The 24,341-nt window shown below is 54.3% G+C and carries 21 protein-coding genes; 8 read left to right on the top strand and 13 right to left on the bottom strand.

Features of this window, described 5'->3' with window-relative positions:
* Window positions 1–160: 160 nt before the first annotated feature.
* On the bottom strand, window positions 161–1,603 hold the full coding sequence (locus VI25_RS06655) for an energy transducer TonB (RefSeq protein ID WP_052695212.1): 1,443 nt from the start codon (window positions 1,601–1,603) through the stop codon (window positions 161–163).
* Between the two features lie 228 nt (window positions 1,604–1,831).
* Here VI25_RS06655 and VI25_RS06650 point away from each other — a divergent pair, with 228 nt between their 5' ends.
* On the top strand, window positions 1,832–2,752 hold the full coding sequence (locus VI25_RS06650) for a pirin family protein (RefSeq protein WP_045688625.1): 921 nt from the start codon (window positions 1,832–1,834) through the stop codon (window positions 2,750–2,752).
* A gap of 152 nt (window positions 2,753–2,904) precedes the next feature.
* Window positions 2,905–3,177: a hypothetical protein gene (locus VI25_RS06645; protein ID WP_045688626.1), complete on the top strand. Its 273-nt coding sequence runs from the start codon at window positions 2,905–2,907 to the stop codon at window positions 3,175–3,177.
* Between the two features lie 54 nt (window positions 3,178–3,231).
* Here the strand turns inward: VI25_RS06645 and VI25_RS28335 are convergent, their stop codons facing one another.
* Both VI25_RS28335 and VI25_RS28330 read right to left on the bottom strand, forming a co-directional pair.
* Window positions 3,232–4,359, bottom strand: coding sequence for a S9 family peptidase (locus VI25_RS28335; protein ID WP_316934268.1), 1,128 nt, complete (start codon window positions 4,357–4,359; stop codon window positions 3,232–3,234).
* Entirely contained in the window at window positions 4,356–5,456 is a 1,101-nt protein-coding gene (locus VI25_RS28330) for a DPP IV N-terminal domain-containing protein (protein WP_316934267.1), read from the bottom strand. Before VI25_RS28330 ends, VI25_RS28335 begins: the two co-directional genes overlap by 4 nt.
* A 170-nt stretch (window positions 5,457–5,626) precedes the next feature.
* On the opposite strand from VI25_RS28330, the gene VI25_RS06635 reads away from it, so the two are divergent.
* On the top strand, window positions 5,627–6,556 hold the full coding sequence (locus VI25_RS06635; protein WP_045688628.1) for a hypothetical protein: 930 nt from the start codon (window positions 5,627–5,629) through the stop codon (window positions 6,554–6,556).
* A 74-nt stretch (window positions 6,557–6,630) separates the two neighbouring features.
* Here the strand turns inward: VI25_RS06635 and VI25_RS06630 are convergent, their stop codons facing one another.
* Window positions 6,631–7,974: a hypothetical protein gene (locus VI25_RS06630; protein WP_055562366.1), complete on the bottom strand. Its 1,344-nt coding sequence runs from the start codon at window positions 7,972–7,974 to the stop codon at window positions 6,631–6,633.
* Window positions 7,975–8,222: 248 nt separating this feature from the next.
* Window positions 8,223–9,506: a hypothetical protein gene (locus VI25_RS25595; RefSeq protein WP_152981523.1), complete on the bottom strand. Its 1,284-nt coding sequence runs from the start codon at window positions 9,504–9,506 to the stop codon at window positions 8,223–8,225.
* 189 nt (window positions 9,507–9,695) lie between these two features.
* On the opposite strand from VI25_RS25595, the gene proS reads away from it, so the two are divergent.
* Entirely contained in the window at window positions 9,696–11,171 is a 1,476-nt protein-coding gene (gene proS / locus VI25_RS06620) for a proline--tRNA ligase (protein ID WP_045688631.1), read from the top strand.
* Window positions 11,172–11,249: 78 nt separating this feature from the next.
* On the opposite strand, the gene VI25_RS06615 is transcribed toward proS, so the two are convergent.
* Together VI25_RS06615 and VI25_RS06610 are read right to left on the bottom strand one after the other, a co-directional pair.
* Entirely contained in the window at window positions 11,250–11,489 is a 240-nt protein-coding gene (locus VI25_RS06615; RefSeq protein WP_045688632.1) for a hypothetical protein, read from the bottom strand.
* Window positions 11,490–11,529: 40 nt separating this feature from the next.
* Entirely contained in the window at window positions 11,530–12,054 is a 525-nt protein-coding gene (locus VI25_RS06610; RefSeq protein ID WP_045688633.1) for a GreA/GreB family elongation factor, read from the bottom strand.
* Between the two features lie 171 nt (window positions 12,055–12,225).
* Between VI25_RS06610 and VI25_RS06605 the strand changes: the two genes are divergently transcribed.
* On the top strand, window positions 12,226–12,693 hold the full coding sequence (locus VI25_RS06605; RefSeq protein WP_045688634.1) for an NfeD family protein: 468 nt from the start codon (window positions 12,226–12,228) through the stop codon (window positions 12,691–12,693).
* A 107-nt stretch (window positions 12,694–12,800) separates the two neighbouring features.
* Window positions 12,801–13,802: a flotillin-like protein FloA gene (floA, locus tag VI25_RS06600; protein WP_045688635.1), complete on the top strand. Its 1,002-nt coding sequence runs from the start codon at window positions 12,801–12,803 to the stop codon at window positions 13,800–13,802.
* Window positions 13,803–13,925: 123 nt separating this feature from the next.
* On the opposite strand, the gene VI25_RS06595 is transcribed toward floA, so the two are convergent.
* Together VI25_RS06595 and VI25_RS06590 are read right to left on the bottom strand one after the other, a co-directional pair.
* Window positions 13,926–15,968 carry an OmpA family protein gene (locus tag VI25_RS06595; protein ID WP_045688636.1) on the bottom strand — a complete coding sequence of 681 codons (2,043 nt, stop codon included), beginning with the start codon at window positions 15,966–15,968 and terminating at the stop codon, window positions 13,926–13,928.
* A gap of 412 nt (window positions 15,969–16,380) precedes the next feature.
* Window positions 16,381–17,196, bottom strand: coding sequence for a hypothetical protein (locus VI25_RS06590; RefSeq protein ID WP_082455425.1), 816 nt, complete (start codon window positions 17,194–17,196; stop codon window positions 16,381–16,383).
* 383 nt (window positions 17,197–17,579) lie between these two features.
* Here VI25_RS06590 and VI25_RS06585 point away from each other — a divergent pair, with 383 nt between their 5' ends.
* Both VI25_RS06585 and chrA read left to right on the top strand, forming a co-directional pair.
* Window positions 17,580–18,557: an isopenicillin N synthase family dioxygenase gene (locus tag VI25_RS06585; protein ID WP_045688637.1), complete on the top strand. Its 978-nt coding sequence runs from the start codon at window positions 17,580–17,582 to the stop codon at window positions 18,555–18,557.
* A gap of 175 nt (window positions 18,558–18,732) precedes the next feature.
* Window positions 18,733–19,968: a chromate efflux transporter gene (gene chrA, locus VI25_RS06580; protein ID WP_082455428.1), complete on the top strand. Its 1,236-nt coding sequence runs from the start codon at window positions 18,733–18,735 to the stop codon at window positions 19,966–19,968.
* An 80-nt stretch (window positions 19,969–20,048) separates the two neighbouring features.
* Here chrA and rfbA read toward each other — a convergent pair whose 3' ends face one another.
* The 4 genes from rfbA to galE all read right to left on the bottom strand — a co-directional run bounded on the left by rfbA (window position 20,049) and on the right by galE (window position 24,310).
* On the bottom strand, window positions 20,049–20,927 hold the full coding sequence (gene rfbA, locus VI25_RS06575; RefSeq protein ID WP_045688638.1) for a glucose-1-phosphate thymidylyltransferase RfbA: 879 nt from the start codon (window positions 20,925–20,927) through the stop codon (window positions 20,049–20,051).
* A gap of 139 nt (window positions 20,928–21,066) precedes the next feature.
* A complete protein-coding gene (locus tag VI25_RS06570; protein ID WP_045688639.1) occupies window positions 21,067–22,074 on the bottom strand; it encodes an SDR family oxidoreductase in 1,008 nt (335 codons plus the stop codon).
* A gap of 94 nt (window positions 22,075–22,168) precedes the next feature.
* Window positions 22,169–23,224, bottom strand: coding sequence for a dTDP-glucose 4,6-dehydratase (gene rfbB / locus VI25_RS06565; RefSeq protein WP_055562365.1), 1,056 nt, complete (start codon window positions 23,222–23,224; stop codon window positions 22,169–22,171).
* 60 nt (window positions 23,225–23,284) lie between these two features.
* Window positions 23,285–24,310, bottom strand: a complete 1,026-nt coding sequence (gene galE / locus VI25_RS06560; protein WP_045688640.1) for a UDP-glucose 4-epimerase GalE — start codon at window positions 24,308–24,310, stop codon at window positions 23,285–23,287.
* Window positions 24,311–24,341 lie beyond the last annotated feature (31 nt).

Raw genomic sequence — 24,341 nt, 5'->3', positions numbered from 1 at the left:
GGCCAAGGGTGGCTGTTTCTCGATGAGCGTAATATTTACTCTCTGATTGCCTCATTTCACTGTGTAAAACAAAAAATCCCCGTTGCACCGAGTACTGTGCAACGGGGATTCCAGAAAAGGTTATACAGCGCGCGAAACGCTCTAAAAACTACTCTACCAACTAGTTGAACCGGGCCAGTGTGGCTTCCAAATCGCCCAGGGTAGTTTCGGCAAATTGCAACGAATCGGGTGGGCTGCTGGTGCGCACGTCCTGGCGTGCGACGAATGGCGTTCCGTTTTCATAGCGCATGCCCAGAAGGACCACTTTCGTGAAAGAAGGCACCGACATAAACTGATAGCCTCCAGCTTGGGGCTGGCCCGCTAGTACTACCCGCCGGCCAGGCACCACAACGCGCAACGTGGTATGCTCGGTGGCGCTGGCGAAGGGCACGTAGTAAGGTGAAGCAGGGCCGCGCCACTCTTTCCCAACCGCTACCCAGCCCAACTGCCCTACCCATAGCCCACCAGTCACGTCGGTGAAGCCGGGCAGCGTGGCTTCGGGGTCGCTGGCTGTGGTAGCAAGCATTTCATCGGCGGCAGTAGCCCGCCCTTCTTGGAAGGAAAAGCGGATGGGCAGCGTCATGCGCACTTTTACGGCTTGTCCACCCTGGCGGCCGGGCTTCCAGCGGCCAGAGGTTTGGCGTAACACGCGCAGCACTTCATGGTCGCACCCGTCGCCAAGGCTCCGCACAATGCGCGGGCTAGTGATTCGCCCGCTTTCATCTACCACAAACGAAGCCAATACCAATCCTTGCGTTTGGCGCTCCTGCGCCTGGCGTGGGTAGCGAATGAGGCGGTTGAGGTCGGCGGGGCCATTGCCATAGCCGGGCATTTGCTCGGCTGTGGTGTACACATTTTGCTCCGGCTCCTCTTTGCTAGGAGCCTCGGCCCAGCGAACTGGCTCTGTAGCGGGGGCAGCCTGCCCATAGTAAAGCTGCTGCACGCGCCGGGCTTCCTCCGCCATTTCTACCTGCATTTCGCGCCCAGCAGCTAGGGCCAGCTGTTGCCCTCCGGCGGTAGCGCGCACCAATACGGCCCCTGCCAGCTCTAGCGCAACGCCGGTTTCGGTTTCGGTGAGGAGGTTAGACAGCAATAGGTCCGCTAGGGAATAGCATTCCTTTAGCTCTATCCACACGGTTCCGGTAGCGGGGCGTTGCTGCCGGTCAACAAGGGCACCTGCCGGAATACGCACGATGGTACCATCCTGCCCACGCAATTCGGCGGGCCGGGCCGGGTCAATCTGAAAATATTCGCTGGCCTTCAGGGTCAGGTCCTGTAGACGGGCTTCCATGGGAGGGGCATCAGCATTGAAGGCCTCAGGTTTGTGGACGCCGCGCTGATACACTATTAAAGGAGCATTGCGGCTAGTAGGCCGCTCTACGCGGTGCCAATCGCGCCGCACGGGGGTTGCCACGGGCTGCGCCAGGGAATCCAGGTTGAGCGTATCGGCTAGGGCCGGGCTAGTAGCTGGCTCCGTACGGGCTGGCTTCTCTTGCTGGCAGGCAGTACTAAGAATCCCTAGCAGTCCTATCTGCAGGAAACGAGTTGGGGTAAACGTTGGCATACGCGTGCTCTACGCTAAAAAAGTCCGTTTTACTGCCCCAAGGATACGCTTTTCCAGTAAATAGTTGAGTTAAACCTATTTTAGTATAGCTATGCCGCTACTCATTGCCTATACTTCTATTTTAGAAGCTCATTGCTGTGGTCTTATGGGCTTCTACTCGCTCGCCAAGCCAGAACGCAGCTGTTTAACCCGGCAGGCACCCGTTCCTCTTGTTTCTACGCTGTTCTTATGCTAGACCTTGTAATTGATGCCCGGCCGGCAGCCCTAAGCCCAGGCTTTGCGGTTCGCCGAATTCTACCTTACCGACTGCGGCGCATGCTAGGCCCTTTTATTTTTATGGACCATGCTGGCCCCGTACATATGGCCCCCGAGCAACTCTCGGCGTTAGATGTGCTGCCACACCCGCACATTGGCTTGTCCACGGTGAGCTACCTATTTGGCGGGCAGGTTACCCACCGCGACAGCCTAGGCGTACAGCAAATTATTCGGCCCGGAGAGGTAAACTGGATGACGGCAGGCAGCGGCATTGCTCATTCTGAGCGGTTTGAGGACCCTGCAACGCTAGCTGGTGGCGCCTTAGAAATGCTTCAGACGTGGGTGGCCCTACCCGAAGCTGATGAGGAATGTGCTCCGTCCTTCACCAACTATCAGACCCACAAGCTACCTGTTTTCACCGAGCCAGGCGTGTGGATGCGCTTGATTGCTGGCAATGCCTTTGGGCTACATAATGAGGTACGCACCCACTCGCCCTTGTTCTATTTGCATGTAGTACTGCAACCGGGTGCCCGCTTCGGCTTGCCCCAGGGCTACCCCGAGCGGGGTGCCTACGTGGCTAAGGGGCTGGTAGAAGTAAGCGGCCATACCTACGGACCAGGACAGCTACTCGTATTCACCCCAGGCATCGACCCGGTACTTGTGGCCCGTGAGGCTAGCACCCTTATGCTCCTTGGGGGCGAACCCCTCGGCGAGCGGTTTATCTGGTGGAACTTTGTATCCTCAAAACGAGAGCGGATCGAGCAAGCAAAGGCCGATTGGCAAGCCGGCCGGATTATTCTACCGCCTAATGATAACAAGGAGTTTGTGCCCCTCCCACAGGATAAAACTAGGCCAGCAGGTAGCGGCTCGCCCCCACCCCAAGCCCTGTCGTGAACTGATGGGCAGGATTAGGCTGGTAATTACCAGAACGAGTTCTGCTGCCCAAACGGCTGCAACCGGCTAACGAATTAATACTAACTTAATTGGATTTTAAGCTAATATTATTAGCTTTGAAGCATTGTTCTCATTGCCATCCTTTCCTCCTGATGACTATGAAAAGCGGGCTTCCCTACATGGTGTGTTGTCAGCTTACGCTGGCAGAAGTGCAGTGCGGACAAATAGTCGGCACCCGGCAGGTAAAGCGGCTGGTTTCTAGCCAAACTGCTGAGCTACACGAGATACTAACGGACCTCTACGAGCAATTTCGCAGCCCTTACTTGCTCGGGCTACAAATTACTTCTATCCGCTTTCATCGGAGCAGCACCACGGAAACCCACGACTACGTAGTTGTGGAGAACCAGCCATCCTACTACCACTAGCTACCAGCCTTACCGCCGGGTAAGTAGCTGTGCTGGTAGCTAGTGGCAGCAGAATCATAGGTTTTTCAACACGTAGTCCGTCATCTGGCGGTACAGGTGCAGGCGCGTGTTGCCACCCGAAATGCCGTGGTTGCGGTTGGGGTAGTACAGGGTCTGGAAATCCTTGTTGGCTTTCACCATTGCTTCCACAAAGGCTACTGAGTTTTGGAAGTGTACGTTGTCGTCGCCTGTGCCGTGCACTAGTAGCAGTTTGCCTTTCAGCTTGTCAGCGTGTTGCACGGGAGAGTTATCGTCGTAGCCCTGGGGATTTTCCTGGGGCGTTTTCAGAAACCGCTCTGTGTACACCGTATCGTAATAGCGCCAGTTCGTAACTGGCGCCACCGAAATACCCATCTTGAAGATATCGGCATTCTTCGTCATAGCCAGCGCGGTCATATAGCCTCCGAAGCTCCAGCCCCAGATGCCAATGCGCGATTTGTCAACGTAGGGCAGGGTAGCTAGGTAGGCGGCGCTTTCTCCCTGGTCAATAGTTTCTAGCTTACCAAGGTTAGCGTAGGTGCTTTTCTTGAATGCAGCCCCGCGCGCGCCCGTACCCCGGTTATCTACCGACACCACAATGTAGCCGTGCTGGGCCAACAGTTGATGCCAGAGGTAATTGGTAAAGGCAATGCCACCGCCCTGATCATCCTTTACTGTTTGGGAGCCAGGGCCGCCGTACACGTACATGAGCACGGGGTACTTTTTACTTGGATCAAAATTGGCGGGCTTCAGCACCGACGCGTTGAGGGCTACCCCGCTAGCGGTTTTGAAATTGATGAACTCCAGCTTGCTGAAAGTAAAGTTTGTCAGCTTCTGGCGCAGTGCGGCATTGTCTTCCAGCACTTTCACCAGCTTGCCATCTTGGCCGCTACGTAAGCTTACTACCTGTGGCTCGCCAGCCTGCGAGTGATAGTTGAGGAAGTAGCGCGTATCGGAGCTCATGTTCACGGCGTTGGTACCGGGGCCGGCTTCACTGAGCCGTACTTTGCCCTTACCTTTTACATCAACCCGGTAGAGATGGCGCTGCAGGGGCGATGCCTCTGTGCTGGTGAAATATACGAGGCCCTTCTTCTCGTCGAAGCCGTCGATGTTAGTGATTTCCCAGTTACCCTTTGTAAGCTGGCGCACCAACTTGCCGTTCATAGCATACAGGTACAGATGGCGGTAGCGTCTTTCTCACTAGTGAACAGAAATTCCTTCCCACCTTCGAGGTAGCGTAGGTCGTCGGTCACGTCCACGTAGGCCGGGTCCGTATCGGTTAGAACTACCCTGGTTTTGCCGGTGGTCGCATCGGCGTGCAAGATTTCCAGCTTATTCTGCAAGCGGTTCAGGCGCTGAATGCTAAGCAAGTTGGGCGTCTGGGTCCAGAGGATGCGCGGAATGTATTGGTTGGTCTCGGCGCCCACGTCCATTCTCGTGGTTTTGGCGGTGCCCACCTCATAGGTAGAGATGCCCACCACCGAGTTTTTTTCTCCGGCTTTGGGGTACTTATAGCGGTAGTCCTGCGGGTAAAGGGGGCCCCATTCCTGCATGTTATACTCGGGCACCTGGCTTTCGTCGAAGGTGTAGTACGCTAGCTGCCGCGAATCGGGTGACCATTGAAAGCCCTGCGCAAACGAGAATTCCTCCTCGTATACCCAGTCAGTGCCGCCATTGATGATGCGGTTCGTAGCGCCATCCGTTGTCACGGCGGTTTCGCGCATGGTACCCAGGTCGGTTACAAATACGTTGTTGTCGCGCACGAAAGCAATGTGCTTACCATCGGGAGAAAACGTGGCGTAGAGCTGCTTGCCAGCCGTTTTACTGAGGGGCGTCAGCTGCTTGGTACCCCGGTCATACACAAAGAAATACGACTTACTAGAGCGCCGGTAGATAGGCTCCGTATCAGTGCTGAACAACACCTTGGTTTCGTCGGCATTGAAGCGGTAGCCGTCTACGGGTAAGAGCTGGTTCTGGCCCAGCAGTTTCAAGTCGGTGGCAGCCACGAGCGTTTGCACTGCTTGGCCGGTGGTCACATCGTGCTGTACCAAGTCGCCCTTATCAAGGGCAGAGTAGTAGCGGCCATCTTTCATCCAGTTGAACCCAGGTACGGAGCGGATCTGAAAGGTGCCTTTTTGCCAGATGTCTTCGAGCGTAATGGTGGATTTCTGCTGAGCAAAAGCGGCTGGCAAGGTAGCCGGCAGTACTACTGGGCTTGCCACCGACAGCAGCAAGGCAAGCCCAAAGGAGCGGAGCGTCATGGAAAGAAGAAAAAGGAGGTATAAGTAAAAGTAGCAAACACCGCCGGGTGGTTGCACCCACCAGCGCCTGCCAAAGCGCGGCTTTTACTTAGCACGTATGAAAGCCGGGCCGCCTGCCGTTATGCTTTGCAATAGGCAACTTCCCTTCTTCTTCCGACCTTTACTGCAGTATGCGCCTTCGTTCTATTCTTCTGCTTCTGTTGCCCTTGGCAGCCTGCGAGCCTTCCCTTGAGTCGGGCCCGCGTGTGGACCTAATTAGCAGTTCTCGCTTCACTACCGTTGACCAGCGGCTCACCGTCCCTGCCGACACAGTAACAACTAAGGTGTACGCTGCACAGGAAGACGATAGCGCTCCGCTGACCAACTTACGCATCGAGCTTAACTATTCGCCTCAGCCCACACCCTTCATCTACGATGCGCTGTATGACCCTGAAAAGCCGGGTGTAACTACGCTCGTATACCTCGACTCCACCTTTACCCGTTCTGATTTCGCCTTCACAAGCGTGCATTCTGCTCGCACAACGGCAGGCCTGGAAACGTGGAGCTACACATTTACGGATGCCAACAAGAAGCAAGGGGCTCGGAGCATCAAGGCTCGTCTTACTAGAGTTGATTCGCTTAGCCTTTATCATAGCTACTCAGTAGTACTGCAAGCTCCTGCCACTGTGGACAACAGCCGGCGCAGCTTCTTGGCGCTCCGGGAAGGCCTAGCCATGCCCAAGTTTATGGTGCGCACCAACGCCGAGAATCAAGCCTTGGTAGACTTAATCTACTACCCTGGTAGCGCTAGTTCTGGTCCGGTGCTGGCTACCCCCGCCGACCCCGGCCTGACGCTTTCCTCGCGGTGGGTTCCTCGTAGAGCTACTCAGTTGCGACTTACTTCTCTCAATAATGCTGCGTTTCAGGCGCTTACTACCCCAACCCTGATAACTGCTGCCTTCGCTGGGGCATCTCCTACGGTGACCAGGACCCCGCCCGTGGAGCTCAACACAGTAGTGGCCTTTCAAACTCCTGAAAATAAGACCGGTTTGTTTCGGGTTGCAGCCATCAACACCACAGGAATTCCATCTATATCATTACAGGTTATTGTGACCAAGTAAGGATACCAAACGGACTACACACAAACGGCTCCCACTACTGGAAGCCGTTTGTGTGTAGTCCGTTTGGGTAGCTGTTAGAAGTTGACCCCGACTGTAACAGAGGTAGTAAAGCGGTTGGTTTTAACGCCTATTACTGGTTGTAGACCACTTGCTAAAGTATAGGCAGAGGTGTAGCTATCATCGGTGTTGTATACACCAGCCAGATCTATGTACACGTTGCGCTGGTACAGCCCCAGGCCCCCAGTAAAGTAGTTCTGCGCCCGGTTGAAGGTAGACGTTTTGAAGGGGTCACCGTTGTGAGCGAAGCCAGCCCGCACCCGGAACACATCAAAACGGCCTTCTACCCCGCCGCGGAAGTTTACCGCCGAACCGTAGGTGTTGCTAACGGCTTCATTTTCTACGTCAAACACTCCGGCACCACTGTCGGAACCGTCGCCGTTGAGACGAGCCTGGGAGTAGTTCACGTATTCCACGTCGCCCGTCACGAACCCGTACTTGCCTAGTATGACGGCTGCCCCACCCGTAGCGCGGAAGGGTGTCGTGAGGTTGTAAGAATATTCTCCCGGAGCAGTGCTTTCTGCTCTCGATGTACCCGTGTTCGGAAAAGGTTCTTCGCTAAAGTTGGTACGCAATGAGGCTCCGTACGAGTCCGTTAGCTTGGAGAAGGTAGGCGTCTGCACGGAAGCACCTAGCCGTACCATGTCCGTGGGCCGGTAGATAAGCCCAAGGCGGAAGTTGACGCCGGTACCCTGCGTTTCCAACGTGTTGCGACGCAACAAGCTCGTAAATGGCGTTGAGGGGTCATTTTCCGTTTCGGTAAAGTCTCGCGTTTCGTTGTAGCGCGTGCTCACGATACCCAGGGCACCACCGATATATAGTTTGTCGCGGAAGCTGGCCCCATAGCCAAAGTCAAATTGCGTTTGCGCACCACTAGTTTGCACCGTTTCTTCCTGCACAATCTCCCCATTTCGTGGGGTAAGTACTAGGGCATCATTGGGTGGGGTTCCCACAAACTCCGATAAGTACGTGCCATAGGCTAGCCCGTCTAAGGAAGTATAGCCCGTCTGGAACTCGTTATCGATGTCGTCGTAGCTAACTCGGGGCTCCCGGAACCGCTGGAATAAGGAACGGTTGTCGGTGGTGGTGTTGCGGTACCGATACCGCTGGTTGAAGTCGTTCAGGCGAGTAATTCCAAAGGCAAACGTACCGGAACGCCACTCGGAAGTGTTGTCATCGTCGGGTAACCGGTTGGTGAAGGCTATGCCGAAGTTGCCAATATTTAAGCTCGAACGAGTGTCGGAGAGATTGGCAGCGCCGGTTTGCGTTTTGGACGTTGTTTGGCTGTAGCCAGGAGTAAAGCTAATGTCCGATTTTACATAAAGACCCAGGCCCGCTGGGTTAGTGACGAGGCTACCCAAGTTGGCCCCTAAAGCGAGGTAGCGCCACCAAAGCCCTGAGTTCGGGCAGGCCCTCCAAACTGGAGGCGAGAGTAGCGAAGCGCATCTACTTCACTTTGGGCAAAGGCGTGGCTGGCTAACCCTAGCAGCGCCAGGCTCAGCCACATTTCAGATTTTTCATTGCAGGAAGGAAGGTGAGAAAGTGCACATGGCCGGCCAGGTAGCCGGCCATGTATAACGCGGATAGATAACAGCTCGGAAGTAACTAACTATTGCACACGGCCCCGGCCGCGCGCTCCGCCGCCCCCGCCGCTGCTACCACCGAAGTTGCCACCGCTCGAAGGCGAGGAATAACTCCGTGAGGGTTGTTCGTAGCTACGCGCAGGCTGCTCATACGTGCGGGTCGGTTGTTCATACGTACGCACAGGTTGGTCGGCTACGGCCCGGCGACGCGTGGGCTGGTAGGTACCCGACTGCTGACCAGACTGGCCTGCACTGCCCATACTGCCCCGGCCCCGGCGAGGCTGGCTATAATCGGCAGGAGCCGTAGTGGGCTGCGAACCAGTAGCTGCACCCGCCTGATCTAGCACCTGCCAACGACGGCCGCCAGGAGTAGAGTTCGGATTGGGCTGGCTTGGGTTATCAACAGCTATACCAGACGAAGTAACTCCAGAAGTAGTAGTTGGGTCCAGCGTGCGGTTGCGTCCGCGGCCCCGAGCCGGCTGGGGTGCTGGGGTAGCCACGGCCCCATCCGTAGACAAGCCTGTGCCATTTACACCGCCGGGCTGCACAATACCGCCCTGCTCAACGCGGCCCCGGCCGCGGCCGCCGGTAGCATTGCTGGTGATATTAGTGGCGTTGGTAGCACCGTCACGACGCGGCCCATACACCACGCGGCTGCGTACGCTACCCCCATTGTAATACCCTGGTCCAAAGCCGTTATAGTACCCGCCTCCACCATAGCCAAAGCCACCGTAGCCGCCATAGTAGTCATAAGGGTTGTAGCCGTAGCCATACCCACCATACCCCCACGGACGGTACCAAGGCCGTCCAATGTTGATACTTATCATTGAACCGCCCCAGTACGGGCTGTAGAAGGGGTCGTAGAAAGATCTGTAGCCATAGCCGTAGCCTCCACCATAGCCCCAGGGCGAATATGCTCCCGGATACATAGCATAGGCTGGGCCACCGTACCAGAATGGGTCGGTGTAAGCAAAGTCGTAGTATCCTAAACCCAAACCTTGGTAAGGAGAATGAAAGCGACGTAGGCGCGAGGCGTACCCGTAGTCATCATCGTAATACTCCGTGCTGGCTGCGCTGTTAGCAGTGCTGCCCTCTACATAGTCGGGGTTGGTAACGTCGCCGGGAGTAGTTGTTTCGCCAGTATAGGGGATAGTAGAAGCCGTTGGTACGGAGGCCGGCATGATGGTCCGGTCTTTAGAGGAATAGTAGATACCGTCGCTTTCGGTAGTCGTCAGGGCCGACGTACCAGCACAGCCCCCCAACGCGAGCAGGGCTAAAGCGGGCAATACAGCGTGGATGGATTTTCTCATGGCTTGCATATGCGGAAGGAATGGGCAGGAAGAGGAAGAACGTGCGGGAACCCAGCAGTGAAGAGCTCAATAGTAGCTGACTCCTCCGGATTTAATAACGTAATTTGGTGCCGAAACGGTGCCCTTTTTTGTAAGACAAATCTTATACCAAGTAGAAAACCGTTCTGCCTACTCAAAGATACCCCGAAAATGAGCAAAAGTTTGCCCAAGCGCAGCGAAGATTATTCCCTGTGGTACAACGAATTGGTAAAGCGCGCGGGGCTAGCCGAAAACTCGGCCGTGCGCGGGTGTATGGTCATCAAACCCTATGGGTATGCCATCTGGGAAAAGATGCAACGTACGCTGGATGACATGTTTAAGCGTACGGGTCACCAGAACGCGTACTTCCCGCTTTTTGTACCTAAAAGCTTGTTTGAAGCGGAGGAGCAAAATGCGGAAGGCTTTGCTAAAGAATGCGCTGTAGTAACGCACTACCGCCTCCAAACTGATCCTGATAAGCCAGGAAAACTCCGCGTGGACCCCAATGCCAAGCTGGAGGAAGAGCTAATTGTGCGCCCCACCTCGGAGGCCATCATCTGGAGCACCTACAAAAACTGGATTCAGAGCTACCGCGACCTGCCCCTGCTCATCAACCAGTGGGCAAACGTGGTGCGCTGGGAAATGCGCACGCGTCTGTTTTTGCGCACCGCCGAGTTTCTCTGGCAGGAAGGCCACACGGCCCACGCCACGGCCGAGGAAGCCGTAGCCGAAACCCGCCAGATGCTGGAAGTATACGCGCAGTTTGCCGAGGAATGGATAGGGCTACCCGTCGTGAAGGGAGTAAAATCGGCCAACGAGCGGTTTGCCGGCGCACTTGACACCTACTGCATTGAAGGGCTAATGCAGGATGGCAAGGCCTTGCAGGCGGGCACCTCCCACTTCCTGGGTCAGAACTTCGCCAAAGCATTCGACGTGCAGTTCGCCAACAAAGAAGGGGGCCTAGAGTACGTATGGGGCACCAGCTGGGGTGTAAGCACCCGCCTAATGGGCGCCCTCATTATGGCTCACTCCGACGATGAAGGTCTCGTGCTCCCCCCCAAGCTGGCGCCTATCCAGGTAGTTATCGTACCTATTTACAAGACCGGCCAGCTCGACGAGTTGATGGAGCGCATTCGGCCCATGCAGATGGGCTTGATCCAGCGGGGTATTTCCGTGAAGATTGATGACCGGGACACCGAGCGTCCTGGGTTCAAGTTTGCCGAGTGGGAGCTGAAAGGAGTGCCCGTGCGTATTGCAGTAGGCATGCGCGACTTGGATGGTGGCACCGTGGAAGTAGCCCGACGCGACACCAAGGAAAAAATGACGCTTCCGCTGGCCGACATCGTCAATAGCGTGGATCAGCTGCTGACCGATATCCAGCAGAATATTTACCAACGGGCCCTGCGCTTCCGCGAAACCCACACTACCCGCGTAGATTCCTACGAGGAGTTTAAGCAAGTACTCGATAGCAACCCTGGCTTCGTAGTAGCTCACTGGGATGGCACTCCCGAAACCGAAGAGCGCATCAAGGAAGAAACCAAAGCTACTATTCGGTGCATCGCCCTCAACGAGCCCGATGAAGATGGTGTGTGCATGGTAACCGGCAAGCCCAGCAAGCGCCGCGTATACTTTGCCCGCGCATACTAGTTGCTATTTTTTTTGGGTGCGGGCACCCTTATTCTTACACAAGGCCCTTCTACCAGGTAGAAGGGCCTTGTGCTTTTACTATCCATTCGCAATAGCGGCCGTCAACTCTTCGTCGGAAAGGGCATCATTCCAATCGGATGCCAGCTCTAGGCGCACGGTTTGATCGCCGCCTGTGGGTGTGCACACCACCGTCACGCCGCCATCAGCAGCGGCACTACGCTTGGTAGCGGCGGTAGCCGCGGCGCTATCTACGCCCGCGTATGCCTGCACGCAGGTCCAGGTGGTGTGATGCTTATCCGTTACTTCTCGTTGTTTCATAGGAGGTTGCTACGGGTGTAAAATACTGGCAATACCAAATTTATGATTCCTTATAGCTTATTTCCAGCACCTCTACCTCTTCTTCCTTGGCACCCACACGTATGGTCAGAACCTGACCGAGGCGGGCACCCTGCACGGCGCGGGCAATAGGCGCAATAAAAGCTACCTTGCCTTCCGCTACGGTGGCTTCATCTACCCCTACCAGGGTAAACGTCCGCTCCAGGCCAGGTTTGTCGCCGCGGCGGGTGCGCAGGCGTACCGTAGCACCGAACCGTACTTCCTGAGCTGTTTGACCACGTGGATCAACCACCTTGGCACTAGCTAGCCGGGCATTGAGGGCGCTAAGCCGACCGTTAAGCACCGTTAGCAGGCGAGTACGGTCCGCTTCGTTTTCCCGACTGGCTTCTACCTGGGTCCGCTCAGCCTCTAGGCCAACGAGTTCTTGCCGAAGTTGCTCAAGCCCGTGGGGAGTTACGTAGTTGGGCGTACCCGCGGGCAAGGCTGCCCGCGGCGGAATAATTGGGGCTTCAAGGGAATCATCTTCTTTGGCGAATGCTCGGCTCATATCGTTTTAACGACAGAGCAAAGCTGCCAGTTGCTAGTGCCACCCGGAGCAGGGGCCACAAAGTGGTTGTTTTTGCGGCTATGGCCGCTAATCCTCCCAAGTAGCTTGCTGGCAATATTCGGCTGGTCAGAGGGGTTCTGCGTATCTTTTCTCAACCAACTGTTTTCCACCATGGACTGGCTTACTATTGCGCTGCTACTTGTGTTCGGCCTGCTGTTTTTAGCCGCCGAGGTTATCTTCATTCCCGGTACTACTATTGTTGGGCTGATCGGTTTGGCCTTACTGATAGCAGGTATTTGGTTTGGTTACCGCGACTTAGGCTCCGCCACAGGCCACCTCATGCTAGCTGGCTCGGCGGTAGCAGTGGGAGTTCTGGTGTACGTGGGCTTACGACCCAAAAACCTCAATAAGGTAGCCCTCACTAGCGTCAACAATGGCCGAGTGCGCGATGCCCGTCAGCCCGACGTAGAGCTGGGCGCTACTGGCCGGGCCTTATCGGCGCTTCGCCCGGCCGGCACCGTACTCTTTGCTACCGACCGGCGCGAGGTAACTACCCGGGGTGAGTTTATAGCTGCTGGTGCCCAGGTGCGGGTGCTAGGTATTGAGCATAACCGGATTGTGGTGGAGCGTGTGGTATAACCTGCTGCTCTAGTGAACTGCCTTGGCTGGGTGTAGCCCCTAGCTTGTGCTACTGCTCCCTTTTCTCTGTCCTTCTACTTGCACACGCGTGTGCGTTATCTTTCCTTATGAACTTTCCCCTACTCCCGCTTATCGTTGGTGGCATTGTGCTGCTGGTATTGCTGTATTTTTTTCCTGTAAGCCTCTGGATTACGGCGCTATTTTCGGGAGTGCGCGTGAGCTTGTTTCAGCTTGCCTTTATGCGGGTTCGCAAGGTGCCACCGTCCCTCATTGTCAACTCCCTGATTACATCAACCAAGGCCGGATTGGAGCTAACTGCTAACGACCTAGAAACGCATTATTTGGCGGGCGGCAACGTGCCTAGCGTTATCAAGGCGCTGATTTCGGCCGACAAGGCCAACATTCCCCTCTCCTTCAAGCAGGCTACGGCCATTGACTTGGCCGGTCGGGACGTATTCGAAGCTGTCACGACCTCCGTCAACCCCAAAGTGATTAACACGCCCAATGTTGCGGCAGTAGCTCAGGATGGCATCCAGCTGATTGCCAAGGCCCGCGTAACGGTGCGAGCCAACATTGCGCAGCTAGTGGGCGGCGCCGGCGAAGAAACCATTCTTGCCCGGGTAGGCGAAGGCATTGTCACCAGCATTGGTTCTTCCCGCTCTCATAAGGAGGTGCTAGAAAACCCCGATAAGATTTCGAAACTGGTGCTAAGCAAAGGTCTGGATGCGGGTACAGCCTTCGAAATCTTGTCCATTGACATTGCTGACGTGGATATCGGCGAAAACATTGGGGCGAAGCTGCAGACTGACCAAGCCTCTGCCGATTTGCGCGTAGCCGAAGCCCGGGCGGAAGAACGGCGAGCTATGGCAGTAGCTATGGAGCAAGAAAACCGGGCCAAGACCCAGGAAGCAAAGTCGCGCGTGGTTGATGCCGAAGCAGAAATTCCAAAAGCTATTGCCGAGGCTTTTCGATCCGGCAACTTGGGCATCATGGATTACTACAAGATGCGTAACATCCAATCAGACACCGACATGCGCGACTCCATAGCAAATCCGGGAGGCCAGAACAGCAGCACAAAGCCCGGCCGCGACGAAACCCGCCTGAGCTAACTTGCTGCTACGTCGCTACCCTGTTATCTACTGACAAAGACATATAAAAAGGCCCGGCTCTAGTACAGAGCCGGGCCTTTTTTCAGGCATTCTACTTACGTTCAACAGGCCTGAGGCAGCAGCTTACTTCTTCGTGATTCGGAATTCTACGCGGCGGTTAAGCTTACGCGTTTCTTCCTGGTCGTTGGGAGCAATGGGCTTCTTGTCGCCAAAGCCTTCCGTCGTAATCCGATTGCCACTGACACCTTTGCTAACCAGGTATTTTTTCACCTCGTTTACTCGGTCTTGGCTCAGCTTTAGGTTCAGTGCGGCGTCACCTTGGTTATCAGTATGCCCTTCAATCTTGATTTCTACCGCTGGGTAGGCCTTCAGGGTTCGTACTAGGCGCTGCAACTCGGGGTAAGACGTTTCGCGCAGGTAGTATTTGCTTTGCGCAAAGAAGATGTTGTTCAGCTTAATCGTCTGACCTACGGCGAAGGGCACCAAGTACAAGTCTTGGTTTACTTCGGAATATTTTTGACGGTCCGTTACGTCAAGGTTGTCCGACTCAGCCAGGTAGTCCTTGGCGTCGGCCCGGTAACCATAATGTGCGCCGGATGGCAGCACAATAGTATAGCTGCCATCTACGGGGCTCGATTCAGCTACTCCTATTTCCTCACCTGTCAGCAGGTTTTCGTAGCGAATGGTGGAGGCAATTGGCTTTTTAGTGGCTGCATCTAGCACGCGGCCGCGCACCAGCGTTACCACTTCCGGCCGGAAGGCAGGCTTTAGGTTGATGCGGAAGATGTCCTTAGACCCATCAATGCCTTTGCGGGCCGACACTAGGTAGGCATCCTCCCCTGCGGCCGACACTACATAATAGGCATCGAAGTCAGGTGAGTTAACGGTGGAGCCCAAATTCCGGGGTTTGGTCCAGTTGGTCCAGCTGTCGTCGAGGCGCTTGCTGTAGAAAATGTCGCTTTTACCATAGCCGCCCCATCCTTCCGAAGCGAAGTACAACGTCTTACCATCGGCAGCCAGGAAGGGGGCAAACTCCGGCTTTTTGGTGTTGATAGTAGAACCTAGGTTGCGAGGCTTGGTCCACGTCTGGCCATCCTCCTTGCGGAAACTCACGAAAATATCCTGCTGGCCCTGCCCGTCTTTGCGGTCTACGGCCATCAGCAGCACTTTCCCCGATGTACCGAGGTAGTAATCAACGTTTTCCTGATCATCGTTGTAGAAATCATCAATTTCTACTTTCTCGGGCTGGCTCCAACCAGTCTTCGTGCGCCGCGACAGGCTCAACCCTTTCGGATCAAGAGTACCATCGGGTTTGTACACGTTGATTAGCAAGGCCGTATTCCCGTCCGACGATACGGAGGCCAATCCATTCGGGCCGGGAGTGTTAATGGGGCCACCAATATTCTTGGCGGGGTTCCAGGTTTTTTTCTGCGCGTTCTGTATGGTGGAGTACCACACGTCTTGGCCGTCTTTGCCGCCGCCTATGTTCTGCGGGCTTTCCTGGCGAGCAAAAAACAGCGTCCGACCATCTGGTGAAATAACCGGGTGGGTATCAACGTACTTAGAATTGACGTTAGCTCCCAGGTTTACCATGGATGAGTCGAAGCTTACGGCATCCTTGGGGGCCTGAAACTCCTTTTTCACCATCGTTTCGCCCACGTCAGCAATACCAATAGCGTCAATTTGGTTGACGCCATTCACTGCCTTAGTGTTCATCGTCACGATTACCCCAATGGTACGGTAGGTACCCGGCGCAAAAGTAGCTTGTAGTGCTCGAAACGTTTCGGGAAGAGGTCCGGGGCTGGTGTTTTCGTACACCTGGTGTTTCTGCCCGCGAGTATCTACTAACTCAATTTTGGTGACCGAGCCGGGGTTGAAATTCTCCACCACGGTCACCTGTTTGGCTATCAACGATTTACCAAATCGAATCTCGATAAACTCGTTGGTACCTTCTTTTTTAGGAATCCACGCTTCGTTGCTTGCCTGTCCTAGCGGCAGTGCGTTGGGCTCACCTAGCACTTTCTCCGGCGAAAAGGCTTCCTTCCCTTCGGCTTTTTGGGAAGAAACAGCTACTACTTTACCCGCCCACACTGCATGTTGGGCTTGTGCTACCACGCTTATTCCCACTGACAATCCCGCCGACAACAGTATTTTTCGGATGCTCATATGGTCAAGGGCAAATTCAAATGCTTTCGGTAGTCTACTTCTCCGGCGACGTACTGGTATAGAATCTCTTAAGACGTCCTACCTCCCCGGTAAGTTGCAACCTGATGCGAAAGACGGGCCAAAAGTACGCACACTTCCTGGGCAAGCAGAAAATATTGACCCGAACTGTACTTTTTCCTGGCTTATTAGGGCCTACAGCTCAGTTACAGCCTGCCGAGCCGCTACAAAGCAGTAGTACTTTGTATAAATCCGAGCCTTACTTTTAGTAATCAGCACGTTACTTTTCTCACACCAGCTTGCTATTTTCCTAACGGAAAAATAACATCGATATTTTATTGACCGTGTACTGTACGCAAGCTGACGTGACAGACTTTGCATAAATCCAGAATCTGTACTACGTCTATTTATTGGACTATGGTTCCAGATTGAATGTGCGGGTTTCTGCGTTGTACGGCCCTATAATCTGATTTCCCCGCTCGTCTATCAGCTCCAGCTTGATTGTATTCTCGCCCGGGGCCAAGCCTTCGATGCGGTACGGCACCCAGTCGTTGAGCAGAAACTCGGTTCCGTTGAGGGTAGCACGCACCTTATTCCCCTTTTCCGATAAGGAGGTATTGACGAGGTAAAAGTCTAGCACTACATTTTCAGCATCTTTCCCACTGTATACCCCTAGTGGGTGGCTGTGAAACAGATGCGGTGCACTTGCATCAAACGTTCCACGAGCTCCCTCGCTCATCCCAACAGAGTGCAAGACATAAGCGCCTTGGTGCTTCAGGCTGACGTGGGCATCGTCCTCCAAGAAAGTCAATACTACGTGTGGCCCCGCTGCTAGCGGCAGGGCAAAGACAGGGGTACTATGGTTGTAAACAAGCTGATTGTCGATGATGGTACGCACATGCTGACCATCCGAAACTTCGGCCTTGCGGGCCACCGAGCTGGTCCCACTTTTCGGCAGCGCAAAGTTGGTTACCTCATATGCAAAGGGTACTGCACCACCCGGAGGGGCAGACGCACCCGATGCTCGATTTTTCAAAGTTAGCAGCGCGGCAGGCTGTCCCGGCAAGTCAGTAATGGGCGTAAGACGAATACCATTCTGATCCAGAGAAGTAGCTTCCGCATTGGTCTCCGCCGTAGCCAGCGGGTTATTTTCTGCCTGCCAACGGCTTACGTCGCAAGCTACTAAACTTAGAAAAGCAAGGGCGTACAGCGAGTATAGAATTCTATTCATATGCAGCGTGAGAAAATCGAACCCTCCGGGAGACTACTGCCCAGATTGGTGTGCAAGCACTATCGCCTAGTCAGGATATACGCAGCGCGTAGCGCGAAAAGCTATTACGCAATGGCACACTAGGTAGCCAACGCTAGAGGGGTACTTTACTCTAAAGTAGACACCCGTAGTAGTAGTCGTAGTAGTAGCGCCATAACAAGTAGCTAATCTTACTTTTACTATACTCATTATTCGAATGCTAGTCGGTTGTCTACGCGCTGGACAGGGGGAATTTGCACCGTATTTTGAACGATGATGCCCAGGCGGCTTGCCAGGAAAGGTGGCGCTTTTTGAGTACCTTTGCTCCACGTAAGGTTCGCCCAAAAGTCTATTGTTTCTCCCCTATGGAAGAAAAACTGCTAGAGGAAATTCCCTCTCTCGACCTGGCCGATTTCCGTTCCGGCGACCCGGAGCGCAAAGCCCGCTTTGTACAACAATTGGGTGAAGCCTATCAAAACATCGGCTTCATTGCTCTCAAAAATCACGGTCTGAACGCAGAGCAAACTGATAAGCTCTACGCTGACGTGAAATCTTTTTTTGCACTGCCTGACGACGTAAAGCAGCAGTACGAAAAGCCTGAGTTAGCTGGCCAACGTGGCTATGTGAGCAAGGGCAAGGAACACGCCAAGGGCCGTAACACTGGCGACTTAAAGGAGTTCTACCATGTAGGCCAGGAAGTGGACGACGCTTCCGACCCTATTGGTGCCGAGTACCCCGCCAACATTTGGCCTTCGGAAGTAGGCAGCTTTGCTGATACCTCCCTTACTACCTACCGCACCCTCGAAGCGGCCGGTAAAGACGTGCTACGTGCTATTGCTTTGTACTTGGAATTGCCGGAGAACTACTTCGACGACAAAGTTCGCAACGGCAACAGCATCCTGCGCCCCATCCACTACTACCCCATCGAGAACCCCGACAGTGTACCTGCTGACGCCGTACGGGCTGCTGAGCACGGCGACATCAATCTGATTACGCTGCTGATGGGGGCCTCGGCTGATGGCCTGCAGGTGAAGCGTCGCGACGGGAAGTGGATTCCCATCACGGCGCTGCCGGACCAAATTGTGGTGAACGTGGGCGATATGCTCCAGCGTCTCACCAATGGCGTATTGAAGAGCACCATTCACCGCGTAGTGAACCCACCCCGCGAGCGGATGAACTCTTCCCGCTACAGCATCCCGTTCTTTATGCACCCTCGCTCCGAAATGAGCCTGGCGGCTTTGGAGAACTGCGTTACCGATGAAAACCCGAAAAAGGAAGCCGACATTACTGCCGGTGAATTCCTGAATGAGCGCCTAATTGAGCTGGGACTAAAGAAAAAATAGTCCCCTGGCCGTAGGTGCCCGCGCCTGACTCATCGGAACCTTACGTACTTCCACGCGCACCTGCCCGTTCCCTCGTTTTCACGCCGGCCCCGACTGCCCAGTAGCAGCCGGGGCCGGTTGTTTTTTCGGGTGGTTTCTGCTTATTTGTTTGATACCCTGCTTGTCGCGCTTGTCTTTGCCCCTCCCAAATACCCCACCTTCTACTCAGCTGCCACCCGTTCGTCCGCCGGAACGGGTTCGGCGCGGGCGTAACCTTATCTTTCTTAAGGACGCTGCTACCCTGGGCCTCACGGCCTTTGGTGGTCCCCAGGCGCACATGGCCATGATGCTGCGCCTCCTCGTTGACAAGCGCCGCTACTTATCAGCGGCCGAGTTACTGGAGCTGACTGCTCTGTGTCAGATTTTGCCGGGCCCCACTTCTACCCAAACCATTACGGCAATTGGCTTTCGGCTGGGCGGCCCCAACCTGGCCTACCTTACCCTATTGGTATGGATGCTACCTGCCGTGACCTTCATGACGGTGGCAGGTCTCACGATCAGCTACTTAGACAAAGACCTAGTTGCACGGCTAGTGCAGTATGTGCAGCCTGTGGCAGTAGGGTTTGTGGCCTATTCTGCTTACAAGATTGCGGAGAAGGTTATTCACACTAAGACTTCCGTAGCGCTCATGGTTGTGGCAGCCATGCTGGTGTACCGCTTTCAGCTACCGTGGCTTATGCCTATACTGCTGCTGGCTGGGGGCTTAGTTACCACCTTCCGCTACCGCAAAATTCCTCAGGAAGATAAAATCCCATTGCGGATTGAGTGGGCCAACTTTGCCTTGTGGCTAGGAATATTCGTGGGAGCAGCGCTGCTTGGCTCATACACGAAACTATTGCCGGTACGGCTATTCGAAAACTTCTACCGCAACGGTAGCCTTGTATTCGGAGGCGGCCAAGTATTGGCGCCGCTGTTCTACACAGAGTTTGTAGAGTTTAAGAACTACCTCAGCGCCGAAGAGTTTTTGTCGGGCTATGGTCTTACTCAAGCGCTACCCGGCCCTAATTTTTCATTTGCGGCCTACATTGGAGCCCTAGCCATGCGCCGCGACGGTAGCGGCTTCGATGGGCAGATTTTGGGAGCCTTAGTAGGTGCAGCAGGCATTTTTATGCCAGGCACCTTGCTTATCTTCTTCCTGATTCGGTTCTGGGACCAACTTAAGCGCTACCGGGTAGTAAAGGCTTCGCTAGAAGGAATTAACGCTGTGTCGGCGGGGCTGGTGTGCGCAGCTACTTTTCTGCTGTATCATCCTTTGCCCGATACGCCCGTGAACCTTGTGCTCATTGCCGTTACCTTTCTCGTGCTACTCTGGGAGAAGATTCCATCGTATCTAATTGTGGGGGCAGCCTTGCTAGCCGGCATCTTGTTTTAGGAGTTACCCAAAAAGGAAAGGCCCCCTATGCTGACAAGTAGCAGCACGGAGGACCTTTCTTAAACTGAACCAGTATTTCGTTAGCTTTTTACTACTAACTGTTCTGGTAGGTGAAGCAGATAGTCGCCGTAGCCGCTCTTGCGCAGGGGCTCCGCAATCTTGCGCAGCTGGTCAGCATCAATGAATCCTTGACGGTAGGCTATTTCTTCAATGGAACCAACTTTCAGGCCCTGACGCTGCTCAATCACTCGTACAAACTCGCCAGCTTGCATCAAGCTCTCGAACGTACCCGTGTCAAGCCATGCTGTACCGCGGCCTAAGATGCCTACTTTGAGCTTACCACGCCGCAGATATTCCTGGTTTACGTCGGTGATTTCGTACTCGCCGCGAGGGCTAGGCTTCAGGTTACGAGCAATTTCTACCACATCATTATCGTAGAAATACAGACCAGGCACAGCGTAGTTGCTTTTTGGATGTTTGGGCTTCTCTTCAATGCTGAGGGCCGTGTTGTTCGCATCGAACTCTACCACACCGTAACGCTCTGGGTCGTGCACGTGATAGGCGTACACCACCCCACCATCAGGGCTATTATTGGCTTTCAGCAATTCTTCCATGCCTTCGCCGTGGAAGATATTATCGCCGAGCACTAACGCTACTTTGTCGTCGCCAATGAAGTCAGCACCAAGCACGAATGCTTGCGCTAGACCATTGGGAACCTCCTGCACTACATATTGGAAATTGCAGCCCAAGTTCTTTCCGTCGCCAAGTAGCTTCCGGAATTGATCTTGGTCATGCGGCGTCGTGATGATGAGGATGTCCTTAATTCCGGCCATCATCAAAATCGACAAGGGATAATAAATCATCGGCTTGTCGTACACGGGCATGAGCTGCTTAGACACAGCTAACGTCAGAGGGTGCAGTCGGGTGCCGGAGCCGCCGGCGAGGATGATACCTTTCATATAGGAGCTTAATCTTGGTTCTTAGAAAGCTGTCAACCTGGGCACTACAAAAACTCGTGTTATTACGCTAAGCTACTGCCACCATATGCTTGGTAGCAGCTATCCTTTCTCCGTGCATAATGGAGCAGGCAAAGCAGAATTAATTGCGCTCCGCAATGAAAGCCTGGTTTTCCTTAAACCAAGCCAGCGTTTTTTGCAGCCCTTCCCGAATGCGGATCTGCGGGTTATAGCCAAGCAGGTTGTTTGCCTTGCTGATATCGGCCAAGGAGTCGCGGATGTCACCGGGGCGGTCAGGGCCGTACTCAGGGGTAATAGACGAACCAGCTTCTTCTTTCAGGATGTTGAACAAATCGTTGAGTGACGTGCGGTCGGCCACGGCAATGTTGTACACCTGATTCACGGCCTCGGGGCTCTGCACTAGGGCGGCTTTGATGTTGGCCTGCACGCAGTTCTCTACGAAGGTAAAGTCGCGGGTTTGTCCACCGTCACCATTCATGCGTGGAGGCTTGCCTTCTAATACCGCATCAATAAACAACGGAATAACGGCGGCATAAGCACCATTTGGATCTTGGCGAGGCCCAAAGATGTTGAAGTAACGCAGCCCGATGATTTCCATTCCGTACGTCTTGCCAAATACGTCAGCATACAGTTCATTGGCGTATTTGGTAACGGCGTAGGGCGAGAGAGGCTTGCCAATACGGTCTTCTACTTTTGGCAGCGCCTTGTGGTCGCCATAGGTAGAAGAAGAAGCGGCGTATACAAAGCGCTTTACGCCCGCCTCCTTGGCCCCCACCAACATATTTACAAAGCCACCTACGTTTACGTCGTTGCTTGTAATGGGGTCATTGATGGAGCGGGGTACAGAGCCTAGCGCAGCCTGATGCAGTACAACATCAATACCTTGGCAGGCATCAATGCACGTTTGCCGGTCCCGGATATCACCTTCAATAACGCGCAGAGCCGGGTTGCTCTCGAACAGAGCTACATTCTTGCGGAAGCCATTCGAATAGTTATCCAACACCCGAACTTCCTTGGCGCCGTACTTCAGCAGATATTCAACCAGGTTAGAGCCAATGAAACCGGCTCCACCCGTAACTAGGAATGCCAAGTTATCGAGTGGCTGGTCGTGAAAAGGGGTTTCGTACACGGTAGTGTTGAGCTGAGAATTTGATGATTTTTACCCATGGTGCTTCTGCTCCTGCGCAGTGATGCTGCCCAGGAGTAGAAGCCCTAGTAGCATATTAACGGGTAGCGTATTGCTGCTGATAGTAGCTTTGGTAGGCTCCGCTGGTCACGTGCTCTAGCCACTCTTGATTTTCTAAGTACCAGTCTACAGTCTGAGAAAGGCCTTCTTCAAAAGTTACGCTGGGCTTCCAGCCCAACTCCTGCATAATTTTGCTTGAGTCGATGGCGTAGCGCAGATCGTGGCCAGCGCGGTCGGTTACGAAGGTGATGAGTTGACGGGAGGTACCTTTTTCCTTACCCGTTTTCTCATCCAGCGTATCGCAAAGCAAGTGGATGAGGTCTAGGTTTTTCCACTCATTCACCCCGCCAATGTTGTACGTTTCGCCCAAGGTGCCCTTGTGGAAAACGGCATCGATAGCGGTGGCATGGTCTTTCACGAACAGCCAGTCGCGTACGTTCTCGCCCTTGCCGTACACTGGTACCGGTTGGTTGGTACGAATTCGGTGAATAGCCAGCGGAATTAGCTTCTCAGGAAAGTGGTTCGGGCCGTAGTTGTTAGAGCAGTTACTCAGCTTTACTGGCAGACCATACGTGTGGTGCCAAGCCCGTACGAAGTGGTCAGAAGAAGCCTTGGATGCCGAGTAGGGCGACCGAGGGTCGTAGGAGGTGCTCTCCGTAAACATTTCCGGGCCGAAGTCCAGAGAACCGTACACTTCATCGGTAGAAACGTGGTAGAAGGTTTTGCCTTCATAGCCCAGCGGCTTCCATAGGTTTTTGGCCGCATTCAGCAGGTGCACCGTACCCAGCACGTTCGTCTTAACGAAGGCTAGCGGATCGGTGATAGAGCGGTCTACGTGCGACTCAGCAGCTAGGTGAATCACCGCATCTGGTTCTTCAGTGGCAAAAAGATGGTCGACGAAGGCTTGGTCGGTAATATCTCCTTTCACCAACCGGTAGTTGGGCGCCGATTCAATGTCGCGTAGGTTTTCAAGGTTGCCAGCGTAGGTGAGGGCATCCAGGTTCAGAATCTGATACTCTGGATACTTCGTTACAAACAGGCGCACCACGTGCGACCCAATGAAGCCGGCCCCGCCGGTGATGATTATTTTCATGACGTTTTTACAGTACAGATGTAAAGATGTGCTGAGCGTTGTTACCTACTGAACAACGAGTTAGCGCATCAATGCTTGTTGCCATTTCCAGGCGCTGGCCAGTGAGTCTTCCAAAGACGTGCTCGTGCTGAAACCCAACTCCTGCACGGACTTCGTTACATCGGCATAGATAGCAGGAACATCACCCGGACGCGGTGGCCCAATTTTGTAGTTTAGTCTCTCTCCTGTGGCACGCTCAAAGGCCTGCACTACTTCCAAAACCGAGTTGCCGCGGCCGGTACCAACGTTGAAGGTATCCACCTTCTCGCCTTTGGCATCTAAGAGGCGCTCTACAGCCACTACGTGCGCTTTGGCCAAATCCACCACGTGCACATAGTCCCGGATATTGGTGCCATCGGGGGTATCGTACGTGTCGCCGTGAATTGTGAGTTGCTCCCGGATACCAGCCGCTGTTTGAGTCACGTACGGAATCAGGTTCTGGGGCACACCCAAAGGCAGTTCCCCGATAAGGGCAGATTCGTGCGCCCCAATAGGATTGAAGTATCGCAACAGAATTGTGCGCAAGCTGGCCTCGGGTGCCGCTGCTACATCCCGCAGGATATCTTCACACATCTGCTTGGTAGCACCGTAGGGAGAGTTAGCCTTTTTGGTGGGCGTAAGTTCCGTAACGGGTAACGCATCGGGCACGCCATATACGGTACACGATGATGAAAACACCAGTGCTTCCACGCCAAACTCACGCATTACCTGTAGGAGCGTCAGCAACGAACCAACGTTATTCTGGTAGTATTCGAGGGGTTTTCCCATCGACTCCCCTACTGCTTTATAGGCCGCGAAGTGGATAACGCCGCGCAATTTGCCCTCTTCGGCGAATACCGCGCGAAGCGCTTCGGCGTCGTTGCAATCAATGCGGTGGGCAGGCACCTTCACGCCCAGAATCTGTTCGATTCCTACTAGTGCCGATTCCTGCGAATTGCTGAAGTTATCAACGATGATTGGTTGATATCCAGCATTGTAAAGCTCCACAACTGCATGGGAGCCAATATAGCCCGCACCACCCGTTACCAGTATTTTTGTCCGATCCATAGATGCTAAATGTGAAGTGGTGAGCTGATGG

The sequence above is a fragment of the Hymenobacter sp. AT01-02 genome (assembly GCF_000961955.2).
GTDB classification, from domain to species: Bacteria; Bacteroidota; Bacteroidia; order Cytophagales; family Hymenobacteraceae; genus Hymenobacter; species Hymenobacter mucosus.
Note: the sequence above shows the minus strand (reverse complement) of the source record. Positions and strands in the feature narration are given on the sequence as shown.